Genomic DNA, 13,469 nt, shown 5'->3' with positions numbered 1-13,469 from the left:
GGGTCCAGCCAGAGGCGGCGGCGGCGGAAGACCGGCGCGGGCAGCGCGGGCCGGACGGCTCCGGCGGGACGCTCGTCCGGGGCGAGCGACCCGGCGATCACGTGGGCGTTGGTGCCGCCCAGGCCGAAGGCGCTGACCGCCGCGTACCGGGGCCGGCCGGGCTCGCCGGTCCAGGCCCGGACCGTCCGGTTCGGGAAGAACGGCGAGGCGGCGAAGTCGAACCGCGGGTTGGGGCGTTCGCAGAACAGCGTGGGCGGGATCACGCCCTCGCGCAGGGCCAGGACGGTCTTCAGGAACCCGGCCATGCCCGCGGCGCTCAGCAGGTGGCCGACGTTGGACTTGACCGAGCCGACGGCGCAGTAGCCGGTCCGGTCGCCGTCCGGCCGGAAGGCGTCGGTCAGGGCCCGCAGCTCGATCGGGTCGCCGATCATCGTGCCGGTGCCGTGGGCCTCGATCATTCCGACGGACTCCGCGCTCAGGCCGCTGTCGGCCAGCGCCCGCCGGATGACCTTGGCCTGCGCCACCGGGTTCGGCGTGGTGAGGCCCATCGTGCGCCCGTCGTTGTTGACGGCGACCGCCTCGATCACCGCGTGGACCCGGTCGCCGTCGCGCAGGGCCTGCTCCAGCGGCTTGAGCAGCACCGTCCCGCAGCCCTCGCCCGGGACGAACCCGTCGGCCCGTTCGTCGAAGGTCGCGCAGCGGCCGGTGCGGGACAGCGCGCGGGCGGCGCTGAAGTCGAGGTACGGCTCCTCGTCGAGCAGGACGTCCACGCCGCCCACCACGGCCAGTTCGGACTCGCCCGCGAGCAGGCTGCGGCAGGCCGCCTGCAGGGCGACCAGGGACGAGGAGCACGCGGTGTCGACGACCAGGTTGGGTCCGTGGAAGTCGAAGCGGTGCGCGACCCGGGCCGCGATGAAGTTCTGGTCGCTGCCCATGCCCACGCCGCCGGGGCGGGAGCGGGCCCGGCGCCCGTACCCGGTCAGCCGGGCGCCGGCGAAGACGCCCACGTCCCGTCCGGCCAGTTCCTCCTCGCGGTAGCCGGCGTCGGCCAGGCAGGTGGCGGCGGACTCCAGGAAGAGCCGGATGGTCGGGTCGAGGCAGGTGGCCTCGTCCTCCGTCATCCCGAACCACTCCGGGTCGAAGTCCTCGATCCCCTCGACGAACCCGCCCCACTTGCTGATGCTGCGGCCGGGGGCGTACTCGGGGCGGTACAGCCGCCGGACGTCCCAGCGGGAGGCCGGGACCTCCGTGACGGAGCACTCCCCGGCGACCAGGTTGCGCCAGAACGCCTCGGCGTCGGGGGCGCCCGGGAACCGGCAGGCCAGGCCGATCACGGCGACCCGTCCGCTCCCCGGCCGGCCGGACTGCGGCGCCGGCTGCGCGGCGACGGCGCTCTGCGGCGCCGCGGCCTCCGGCTCCTCGCGCGGCCCGATCCCCAGGGCGTCGAGGTGCGCGGCGAGCCGCTCCAGCGTCGGGTGTTCGAGCAGGGCCGTGGGCTCCACGGGGCTGCCGGCGCGTTCCTCGATGCGGAAGACGAGCTCGCCGAGCATCACCGATTCGACGCCGAGGTCGCCGAAGAAGGCGGTCGGATCGAGGTCGACGGCCGGGATGGCCAGCGCGTCGGAGAACAGGGGGGCCAGCCATTCCAGCGCGCGGACGGTCGGCTCGGGCACGGTCGGCTCCACAGGTGGTAGGGGGGAGGCGCCCGCGGGGGGTTCCTCGACGGGGTGCGAAGCGGTGGGCGGGGCGGGGTGCGAAGCAGGGTGCGGGGCGGTGGGCCGGGGTTTGCCCAGCAGCGTGTCGGGGGTGACGGGGACGCCGTCCAGCGGCGGGCAGACCACGACGCGCGCGACCTCGGGCGGCAGGGCCACGATCCGCTCCAGCAGCCGCAGGCCCTCCGCCTCCCCCAGCGATCCGACGCCGGCCACCGCGCAGCCCTCGGGCTGGGCCGCGCCCATTCCGGTCTCGTGCCAGGTCGGCCAGTCGACCGAGCGGAAGCGGCGCTCGCCCGCCGCCGCCCGGTGGTCGGCGAACTGGTCGAGGAAGGCGTTCGCGGCGGCGTAGTCCGACACCCCGCGGGCGAGCGCCGGAACCATCGCGGACAGCGAGGAGAACAGCACGAAGAAGTCGAGGTCGTCGGCCGAGCAGAGCCGGGCCAGCGTCTCCAGGCCGGTGGCCTTGGGCTCCAGCACCGCTTCGATGTCGGCGACGGACTTGCCCGCGAAGGACGGCCGGCCCAGCGGGCCGCGGCCCGCGCAGTGCACGACGCCGCCGAGCGGGCCGAGCCCGCCGCGGACCTCCGCCAGGAAGGCCGCGGTCCGGTCCTCCCGGCCGAGCTCGCCCGTGTGCACCAGCACCCGCGCGCCCACGGACTCCAGTTCGGCGACGAGCGCGGCCGTCTCCCCCTCCGGGGAGCCCGGGTCGAGGGCCGGCCACTCGGTGCGCGGCGGGAGGGGGCGCCGGCCGGTCAGGGCGAGCAGGCGGGCGCCGCGGCGGACCAGCAGCCGGGCGACGGCGGCGCCGATGCCCCGGGTGCCGCCGGTGACCAGGTAGGCCCGGTCGGGGTCGAGCCGCAGCAGGCGGTCCGGGCCGCCGGGCAGCGCGGTGAGCTCGCGCCGGTACCGCCTCGTGCCGCGCAGGCAGACCTCGGTGAGGCCGTCCGCGGCGAGCAGCTCGGCGTGGATCCGCCGGGCGGCGGCCGCCGGGTCGCCGCCCGCGCCCTGGATGTCGGCGACGGTGGCCGCGACCCGGGGGTGCTCGGCCGCCAGCATCCGCACGAACCCGGCGAGGCGGGCGCCGGACCACGCCGGCACCGCCCCGGGCAGCCCGTACAGGCCCTCCGTGACCTGTAGGACCCTCAGGTCCCGGGCGCGGAGCAGGCGGACCAGGCGCTGGAGCAGCCGCAGCCGGTCGGTCCACCGCCCGGTTCCCTCACCGGCCGCCACGTCGCAGAGGTCGACCAGGCCGACGATGTCCTCGTGGCGGCCCACCAGGTCGGCCGCGATGCGGTCCGCCGCGGCCTCGTCGACGAGCGCCTCGGCCCCGGCTGCCGCGTCCGCTCCCTGGCGCACCAGCAGCAGCCGGTCGGCGCCGAGCCGTGCGGCGAGCGCGTCCGCCAGCGCCGCGGTCCGGTCGGTGAAGACGCAGACGACGCGGCCGGTCACCGGTCCGGGCTCGGGGGCCGCGGCAGTCGGCGTCCACACCGGGGTGAAGAGCGCCACGCCGTCCGCCGGGCTCGTCGCGGGCAGCTCGGACGCCGGCACGAGGTCCGGCTGCCGCGTCACGGACGGCTCGAACGCCGGCACGAACGCCGGCACGGGATCCGGCTGCCGCGTCACGGGCGGCTCGAACGCCGGTGCGGGATCCGGCCGCCGCGCCACGGGCGGCTCGAACGCCGACACGGGATCCGGCCGCCGCGCCACAGACGGCTCGAACGCCGACACGGGATCCGGCCGCCGCGTCACAGGCGGCTCGAACGCCGGTGCGGGATCCGGCCGCCGCGCCACAGACGGCTCGAACGCCGGTGCGGGATCCGGCCGCCGCGCCACAGACGGCTCGAACGCCGACACGAGGTCCGGCTGCGGCGTCGCGGGCGGCTCGAACGCCGGTGCGGGATCCGGCCGCCGCGCCACAGACGGCTCGAACGCCGACACGAGGTCCGGCCGCCGCGCCACAGACGGCTCGAACGCCGGTGCGGGATCCGGCCGCCGCGCCACAGACGGCTCGAACGCCGACACGAGGTCCGGCTGCGGCGTCGCGGGCGGCTCGAACGCCGGTGCGGGTTCCGGCCGCCGCGTCGCGGTGGGCGCGGCGGCCGCCGGCAGCCAGTGGCGTTCCCCGGCGAACGGGTAGGAGGGCAGCGACACCAGGCGTCCCGCGCCCGGCCCGTCCCGGTCGACGGTGTCGCCGGCCATCCAGCGGGCGGCCAGGCGGCGCAGCGCCTCGGCGCGCGGCAGGCCCGGGTCGGGGGCGACGGGCGTCCCGGTGCGGGGGGCGTCCCCCGGGGTGCGGCCGTGCAGCACCTCCGGGTCGCGGTGGCCGGCCGCGAACCGGTCCAGCACGGCGAGCAGTTCACCGGTGTCGGCGACGACGACCGCGAGCCGCTCGCGCAGGGCCTCCCGGCCGACCAGGAGCGTGTGGGCGACGTCCGCGAGGGCGGGCGGCGGTGCGCCGCCGCCGTCGCGGAGCCGGTCGGCCAGACGTCCGGCCACCGCCCGCAGTCGCTCCTCGTTGAAGGCCGACAGCACGATCAGCTCCGGGCCCGGCCCGGGCTCGTCCGACGGCTGCGCCGCGGCCCCGGCCGGAACGTACTCCTCCACCACCACGTGGGCGTTCGAGCCGCCGGCGCCGAAGGAGCTGACGCCCGCGCGCCGGGGCAGCACCGTCCCGTCGGCCGCGACCGGGGCGGCCCACGGCTCCAGCTCCTGCACCACCCTGAACGGCGACTGCGCCCAGTCCACGGCGGGGTTGAGCTCCCGGGAGTGCAGCGAGGGGACCAGTCGGCGGTGGCGCAGTTGGAGCACCACCTTGGTCAGTCCGGCGAGGCCGGCCGCGGCCTCCGGGTGCCCGATGTTCGACTTCACCGATCCCACGGCGCAGGACCCGGGCGCCAGGTCGGCCCCGGCGAACGCCCGGGCCAGACCGTTGATCTCGATGGGATCGCCGAGCGAGGTCCCGGTGCCGTGCGCCTCCAGGTAGCCCACCCCGGCCGGGTCCACGCCCGCCTCGTCCAGCGCGGCGCGCACCAGCGCGCCCTGCGCCACCGGGTTGGGCACCATGTAGCCGTTGGTGCGGCCGCCGTGGTTGACGGCGGTGCCGCGGATCACGGCGTGGATCCGGTCCCCGTCGGCGACGGCGGCGCTCAGCGGCTTGATCAGCAGCGCGCCGACGCCCTCCGCGGGGGCGAAGCCGTCACCGCCCGCCCCGAAGCTGCGGCAGCGGTGGTCGCTGGAGGTCATCCTCAGCCGGGCCTGCTGGCGGAACTTGTGCGGGTGCAGCGACAGGTTCACCCCGCCCACCAGGGCCGCCGCGCACTCGCCGCGGCGCAGGCTCTGCACGGCCAGGTGCAGCGCGGTGAGCGAGGACGAGCACATGGTGTCCACCGCCATGCTCGGCCCGTGCACGTCGAGGAAGTAGGAGACCCGGTTGGCGATGCCCGCGACGGCCGATCCGCTGTCGGCCGGTTCGCCGGACAGCGAGCTCTCGACGCCGAAGAACGGGTACTCGTTGTACATCGTCCCGACGAAGACCCCGACGCCCGCGCCGTGCCGCTCCCGCAGCCGGGCCCGGGTGTAGCCGGCGTCCTCCAGCGTCTCCCAGGCGGTCTCCAGGAACAGCCGCTCCTGCGGGTCCATCAGCCGCGCGTCGCGCGGGGTGATGCCGAACAGCAGCGGGTCGAAGCGGTCGACGCCCGCCAGGAAGCCGCCCCGCATGAGGTCGGCCCCGCCGGACACGGCGGGCCGGTCGGCGGGCAGCGCGGTCACGCTGTCGCGGCCCTGTTCGAGGTTGCGCCAGAACTGGTCCAGGTCCGCGGCCTGCGGGTAGCGGCCGGCGATGCCCACGACGGCGATCGGCTCGGCGGCGAGTTGCTCAGCAGCCGGCTTCTCGGCAACGGGCTTCTCGGTGACGGGCACGGGCACCCGCCCGGCGGGGCCGCCGTGCCACGGTCCGTCGTGCAGGCGCAGCAGGTGCGCGGCGACGCCCGCGAGGTCCGGGTACTCGTAGAACACGGTCTGCGACACCGGGCCGACGGCGGCCCGGAGTTCGCTGTTGAGCCGGGAGACCAACATCGAGGTCAGCCCGTAGTTCTCCAGCGGGACCTTCGGGTGCAGCCGTTCCACCGGGATCCCGCTGACCTCGGCGTACAGCCCGGCCAGGTACCGCTCGGCGCTCTCCTGCGCCGCCGGGGACACCGCGTCGGCGACGGCCGTGCCGGGCACCGGGGCGGCGTCGTCGAGCGGGCGCCGGTCGTCGAGCACGTGCCGGTCGCCGGCGAAGGCGTGCACGGGCAGCGTGACGCGTCGGCCCGGCGCGGGCCACAGGCGCGCCCAGTCCACCGGGTGGCCCCGCAGCCACAGGTCCACGGCGTGCGACGCGGGCCGGTCGGTCGGGGCGGGTCCGGCGGCCGGGTCCGCGACGGCCGTGGACAGGCCGGGGTGCGACCGGCCGGCCAGGAAGGCGTTCAGACCGGCGACCATCCCGGCCGCCGTGCCCGCGGTCAGCGCCAGCCGGTGCGACAGGTGCACCCGCCCGGTCTGCAGGGTCCAGGCGACCCGGTCGGGCTCCACGGTGTCGGCGTGGGCGGCGAGGTGGGCGCCCAGCCGCCGGGCGGCGGTGCCGAGCTGCTCGGCGCCGTCGGCGGAGAGCAGCAGCACCCGCCCGGGGTCGAACCCGCCGTCCGCGCGGCCCGCCGCCGCCGTCGCGGGCGCCGGGGCCGGCCGGTCGCCGGGCGCGGAGCGCAGCACCACGTGTCCGTAGGATCCGGTCGCGCCGAGGGCGTTGACCAGGGCCGTGACCCGCCCGTCCGACGCCGGGGTCCAGGGCCGGGAGCGCTCGACGACCTCGACCGGCAGGGTCTGCCAGTCCACCAGGCCGTTGCGCTGCCGGGCGGTGCGGGTCGGGGCGATCCGGCCGTGCCGCATCTGCAGCAGCACCTTGATCACCTGGGACAGGCCGGAGGCCGCCTCCAGGTGCCCGATGTTCGGTTTCACGGTGCCCACCGGGAGCCGCGGGGCGTCGTCGGGCCGGGCGAACACTTCGCCCAGGGCTTCGAGTTCGGCGGCGTCCGCGATTCCGGCGCCGGCCGCCGCACACTCCACGTAGTCGATGTCGTCGGGGGTGACGCCCGCCCCGGCCAGCGCCCGGGCCAGCGAGTCGACCAGGCTCTCGGCCCGCGGCGCGCCGTACCTGGGCGCGCGCCCGGCGTGGGCGATGCGGGTCTCCTCGACGGTTCCGTGGACGAGGTCGCCCGCCTCGGCGGCGGCCCCCGCCGGGCGCAGCAGCAGCGCGCCGACGCCCTCGCCCGGGTACCAGCCCGAGCCGGCCGCGGAGAAGGCCTCCGGCGTGCCGTCCAGGGCCACCAGCTCCAGGCCTTCGAGCAGGCCCCAGTGGTAGGGGTGGGCGAGGAGGTTGACGGCGCCGACGACGGCCGCGCCGCACTCGCCCCGGCGCAGGCTCTGCACCGCGAGGTGCAGGGCCGTCAGCGAGGACGAGCAGGAGGTGTCGACGGCCAGGCTCGGGCCGCCGAAGTCGAAGAAGTGCGAGACCCGGTTGGCGATGTCGGACGCGGTGGCCGGGGTGCGGGCCGGGCCGCCGGCCGCCCAGTGGTCGGCGCCCTGCTGGCGGTGGTCCTGCCACATGGTGCCGATGAAGACGCCGACCCGTCCGGCGGACAGCCGCAGCGACTCGGCGGTGTGCCCGGCGTCCTCCAGGCACTGCCACACGGCCTGCAGCATCAGCCGTGCCTGCGGGTCGACCGTCCGCGCCTCCTCGGGGGAGATCCGGAACAGCAGGCTCTCGAAACGGTCCACGTCCCGGAGGAAGCCGCCCACGGGGGCGGAGCCCGCGGGCGCGATGTCGCGGCGGGCGGAGGGGGGCGGCCCGACCGCGTTCGCGCCCGCCTCCAGGTTGTCCCAGAAGGCGTCCAGGTCGTCCGCGCCGGGGAAGCGGCCCGCCATGCCGATCACGGCCGTCGGCTCCGCCGTTCCCGCCGCGTCGGCGGCGGGCGGGACGGGGCGGGTCGCCGGGGCGGGCCGGGCGCCGAACACCGGGCCGACGCCGTCCGCGGTGGCCGCGGGGTGCGCGGCGGCGCCGCCGAGGAACGCCTGGAGGAACACGTGGCCCTCGTCGAGGCCGAACCGGGCGGCGAGGTCGTCGAAGGCGAGTGCGCCGATCGGGCAGAGCCCGACGCCGGCCGCCGCCTGTCCCATCATCAGCAGCTGGCCGATGCTGCCAGCCTCCAGGGTGAGGTAGCGCAGGCTCTGCTCGCCGTACATCGGTTCGATGCCGGGGCGGCGGCCCACCAGGTAGATGCCGAACCGCGAACGGTCGAACACCTCCCGGTTGTAGACGAAGTGGGCGCTGCGCCCGGCCCGCTGGACCGGGTCGATCCGGCGCAGGGCGTGCTCGACGGGGTCGTGGTAGTAGAGCCCCTCGGCGATCCCGTCGACCGCGTCGGCGGCCAGGTGGAGGTAGGTCTGGACGGCGTAGGTGTCGCCCGCCGACGGGTGCAGCCGGCGGACGCCCGCGGCGGTGGGGATCTCCCGGAGCAGGCTGAGCAGGCGGCAGAAGGACTCGTACGGGACCGGCGCGTCGAGGAAGTCGCGCCGGGTGGCGCGCCAGGCGAGGAGTTCCTCGTCGAAGCCGACCGGGGTGAGCGGCAGGGCCGGCTCGTCCGGCCGGGCCGGGCGCAGGTTCCAGTGGCCGGCCTTGAACCGGGCCCGGTCCTCGGGGGAGAAGAAGTCCACCGCGCCCGGGCCCCGGCCCTCCGCCCCGGCCGGCCCGACGGCCGCCTGCGCGGTCGGTGCCGCGGTCTCCGGTGCGGTCGGCGCGGCCGGCGCGGCCGGTGCGGTCGGTGCGGTCGGTGCCGCGGTCTTCGGTGCGGCCGGTGCGGCCGGCGTCCGCTCGACGACCGGTGTCGTCCCGGCCCCGGCCGGGGCGCCGGTGAGCTCACGGTGCGCCCAGCGGGCGATCGCCTCGATCTTGGGCTCGTCGAGCAGCACCGACACCGGTATGCGCCGGCGGTACCGGCGCTGCAGCGCGCCCGACACCTGCACCATGGTGAACGAGGTCGCGCCCTGGTCCCACAGGTCGGCCGCGGCGTCCACCTGCGGCAGGCCCAGGGTGGACGCGAAGAGGCCGGCGATCTCCTCCCGCAGTTCCTCGTACGACGGCCCGTCGGCGGCCGCGGCCGGCTCCTCGCCCGTCCGCCCGTACGGCCCGGACTGCTCGAACTGCTCGGGCGGCTCGGCCTGCTGCGGCGGCTCGGGCTGTTCCGGTCGTGCGGGCACGGGCCAGGGCAGCGCGTTGCGGTCCAGCTTGCCGTTCGCGGTGGACGGGAAGGTCCCGAGGAAGCCGAAGAAGTTGGGCACCATGTACTCGGGCAGGGCGGCCGCCGCGTGCGCCCGCAGCTCGCGCGCAGTGGGCGCGGCGCCGCCGACCGGGACGAGGTAGGCCACCAGGACGCGCTCGCCGGCGTCCCCGCGGGCGAGGACCACGACGTCCTTGACGCCCGGGTGGAGCCGCAGCCGGTGCTCGATCTCGCCCAGTTCGACGCGGAATCCGCGGATCTTCACCTGGCCGTCCGACCGCCCGTGGAAGCAGAGGTTGCCGTCGGGGAAGTAGGACGCCCGGTCGCCGGTGTGGTACAGCCGCTCCGCGGGGTCGTCGTGCAGCGGGTCGGGGATGAACCGCTGGCTGGTGAGCTCCGGCTGGTTGACGTATCCGAGGGCGAGGCACTCGCCGCCGATGTAGAGGTCGCCCTCGACGCCGACCGGGCACGGCCGCCGGTTCTCGTCGAGCACGTGGTAGCGGCAGTTGTCGATGGGCTTGCCGTAGGGGATGCTGCGCCACTCCGGGTCGATCTCGCCGATCCGGAACCAGTTCGACCACACGGTCGCCTCGGTCGCCCCGCCGAGGCTGATCAGGTCCGCCGCCGGGAAGACGGCGCGCACCTCGTCGGGCAGCGACAGCGGGGTGTAGTCGCCGCTGAGGAAGACCAGCCGCAGGTCGCGGGTGCCCGGTGCGCCCCGGTGCTCGGCGAGCAGCGGGCCGATCTGGGCGAGCGTGGTCGGCGCGGAGTTCCAGAACGTCACGGGTTCGGTGAGCAGGACGTCCAGCAGCAGGGCCGGGTCGCGCTGCTGTTCCGCGTCGGCGATGTAGAGCCCGGCGCCGTGGCCGAGCAGTCCGAAGACGTCGAACACGGACAGGTCGAAGCCGAGCGAGGTGACGCACAGCCCGAGGTCGGAGGCGTCGAAGGCGAAGGTGCGCCGGCACCAGTTCAGCAGGTTGAGCACCGGCCGGTGCGCGACCGCGACGCCCTTGGGACGCCCGGTGCTGCCCGAGGTGAAGATGATGTACGCGGTGTTGTACGGCTCGGCCGTGGGCTCGGGGTCGGCGTCCGGGTCGAGGTCGGACGGCGGCAGCCGGTCCGCGCGGATCTCCGCGACCCCGTCCGGCACGGCCCATCCGGCGCGGTCCGAGGTGGTGACGACGGTGGTGCAGTCCGCCTCCTCCAGGATCACGGCCGCCCGGTCGCCGGGCAGGTGCGGCTCGATCGGGAGGTACACGCCGCCGGCCTTGAGCACGCCGAGCACCGCCGCGATCATCAGCGGTCCGCGGGGGACGCTGACCGCCACCACGGTCTCCGGCCCGGTGCCGGCGGCGAGGAGCTCCCGCGCGAGGCGGTTGGCCCGCCGGTTGAGCTCGCGGTACGTCATGGTGCCGCCGCGCCACCGCAGGGCGACGGCGTCCGGGGCCAGCCGGGCCTGCTCCTCGAAGGCGGTGTGGACGAGCCGGTCGCCGTCGAAGGGGTGGGCGGTGTCGTTCCACTCGTGCAGGATCCGGTGCAGTTCGGCGGCGCTCGGGCCCTGCGCGGCCGGGGCCGGTTCCGGGGCGCCCTGGTCCCACGGTTCGTCGCTGTCGACCAGGCGGGTCACCGTCCGGCCGTAGGCCGCGAAGAGCTCCGCGAGGGTGTCGCCGTCGAAGTCCGCCGCCACCGCGTCCCAGCAGTACCGCAGGGTCCCGTCGTCGTCCGCGGTCGTGATGCAGTCCAGGGACACGTCCGGGGTGCAGCTGCGCCATTCGCCCTGCCGTACGGTGGCGGGCAGCGGACGGTCGGTCAGGTCGAGGACCGAGGTGTAGACGACCCGGTGGCCGGTCGCCCCGGTCGCGGCCGTCCGGCGGCGCAGTTCGGCGAGTCCGCTGGTCGGCACCGGCGCGTCCTGTTCGAGGGCCCGGTGGTAGGTGCGGGCGCGCTCGGTGAAGGACAGTCCGCGCGGAGCCCGCGACACCCAGCTGAGCGCGGTGAACTCGCCGGGCCGGTACTTGCCGTCCGGGCCGTCCCAGCGCACCACCGGGACGGCGAAGTCCTCCTCGTGACGGAGCGACAGGGTGTCCAGGAAGGCGGTGAGCAGCACGGCGTCCGGGGTCAGTCCGTGCCGGGCGGCGCGGGCGGCGAGGGCGTCCCGGCCGGGCACGCTGCCCGCCAGCCGGATCCGGCTGGAGGGGCCGGCGCCGGGGGTGCGGCCCCCGATCGACGGCCCGGGCGGGAGCTCGGCCAGCGCGTCGCGCCAGTGCGCCCGCCAGGCGTCCCGCTCCGGCGCCGCGGCGCGGTCCCGGACCTCCCGGGCGTGCTCGGCGTGCGGCGCGCCGGTCCGCGGGGTCTCCCGGGGCCGGGCGTAGAGCCGCATGAGTTCGCGGCCGACGGCGTGGATGCTGTGCGCGTCGGCGAGGGTGAGGTCGACGCAGAGGTGGACGGTGTCGTGCTCCTCCCCCTCGGTGACGCGGAGGTCGAACTGCGGCCAGCGGCCGAGCGGGAAGGGGTTCGCCGTCATCGCCTCGCGGACCCGCTCGGCGGAGTCGCGCCCGGTGACCGGGATCGCCCACTCCTCGGGGACGTCCGGCCGGACGGCGATCCGGCCGTCCACGGTGACCGCGGAGCGCAGCACCTCGTACGCGTTCATCAGCCGCACCAGCGCCGTTTCGAGGCGCACCAGGTCGACGGAGCCGGCCGTCTCGAAGGACAGGTACACCTGGCCGGAGCTCCACTCCCGGGGCTCGGCGGCGGCGCGGGCGACGAAGTAGGCCTGCTGGAGTTCGTTGAGCGGGCGGTGCTCGGGCTCCGCCCGGGAGTCGGCGAGCACCCGCAGGCCGTTGTGGAGCGAGGCGAACGCCGCGTCGGGGACGCCGGGTTCGAACATCTCGTCGGCGACGTCCCAGCGCAGTTCCAGGCCGCCGTCCCGCTCCCACATCTGGTGGTCGAGCCAGACCCCGCTGGTCTGGCTGGTGGCGTGCACCAGGTCGTCCGCGAAGCCCCGGCCGCGGGCGGCGGCCGCGGCGTCGAGCATGCTGGTGAACACCACGGGCGAGGCCTCGGCCGCGCCGCCGCGGGCCCGCGACGCGCGCAGCGCGGTGACCCCGCACACCGCGGAGTGCTCCAGCGCCTTCCACAGCTCCTGGTGGGTGAGCCGCGCCGCCTCCTCGAAGGTCCGGTCGTGCGGCAGCACGGCCTCGACCGCGACGGTGCCGGTGAACGGTCCGACGACCTGGTCGGCCGCCGCCGGCAGCAGGGCCCGGCGGCTGGTGGTGACGGTCAGCGAGAACGGCCGGTGGGCACCGTGGCGGGCCAGGACCTCGGTGAACAGGGTCAGGACCAGTGCGGTGGCCGTGACGCCGAGGCCGGCGGCGCGCTCCCGGACGGCCCGCCACTCCTCGGCGGCCAGTCGGGCGCTGCGGGTGGTGCGGCGCAGGCACGGCAGTTCCTCGGGGCGGGTCGCGACGGTGTCCCGGACCGGGCCGGGAGCGCCGGGGAGCTCGGCCAGCCGGTGCACCCAGTGGTCGAGGCTGCGCCGGTGGCCGGGGGTGTCGGTGCGCGCCGCGAGCGCGACCAGGCAGTCCCGGGCGGTGAGTTCGGGCGTGGCCGGGGTGCGGGCCGGGTCGTCGTACAGGGCCTTCCACTGCGCGGTGAGCAGGTCGAGGCCGGCGCCGTCGGTCACCAGCGCGTCGATCCCGAGGTGCACCCGGGCGCGGCCGTCGGCCCGGCGGGTCACCTCGACGGCGAACAGCGGCCATTCGCCGGCCTCGAAGCGGCGGTGGGACATCCGGGCCCGGGTGCGGGCGGCGCGTGCCTCGAAGTCCCGGTCGGGGTGGCCGGCGACGGGCTCGGACACCGGCATGCTCCACTGCGGCGTCTGCGCCTGGATGCGCTGCCGGCCGTCGGGGGTGACGACGGCCCGCAGCATGTCGTGGTGGGCGACCAGCCGCTCCCAGGCGTTCCGCAGCCGCTCGGCGTCGAGGCCGCCCACCTCGAACTCGCGGTAGAGGTGGCAGCCGACGGCGTCCTCGGTGAGGGCCGGCTCCTTCGCGGTGAGGTACGCCTCCTGGAGCGGGGTGAGCGGAAACGGCTCGAACGCGCGCTCCGGGTCCGCCACCACGGCGCCGACGGCCGCGCCGTCGACCGGGGCCCGGTCCGCCGCCAGTTCGGCGGCCTGCCGCCCGAAGTCGGCGAGGCTGTGCGCGTCCGCCAGCAGGGTCAGCGGCACGTCGATGCCGAACTCGCCCTGCGTGGCGATCCACAGCCGCGCCGCGGTCATCGAGTCGAGACCGACCGTGCGCAGCTCCGTGTCCGGGGCCACCGGGGCCTCGCCGGGCCGCAGTTCGGTGAGCAGGCGCGCGAGGGCCCTGCTGATGTCCGCTGCCAGCGTGTCGATTCCCGTGCGCTGCCGGGGATCGGGACCGGATGCGACCGCCAT

The 13,469-nt window shown here is 76.6% G+C and carries 1 protein-coding gene (cut by a window edge); it reads right to left on the bottom strand.

Annotated features, from left to right (window positions below):
- Nucleotides 1-13,469: the 5' portion of a non-ribosomal peptide synthetase gene (locus CG736_RS14400; protein ID WP_198520501.1), read on the bottom strand. Its footprint begins 139 nt before the window's first position; the window shows 13,469 of its 13,608 coding nt (coding positions 1-13,469); the start codon lies at nt 13,467-13,469; its stop codon lies beyond the left edge, outside the window.

It is taken from the genome of Kitasatospora sp. CB02891, assembly GCF_002803145.1.
Taxonomy (GTDB): Bacteria; Actinomycetota; Actinomycetes; order Streptomycetales; family Streptomycetaceae; genus Kitasatospora; species Kitasatospora griseola.
This window is presented reverse-complemented; position numbering and strand designations above follow the sequence as displayed.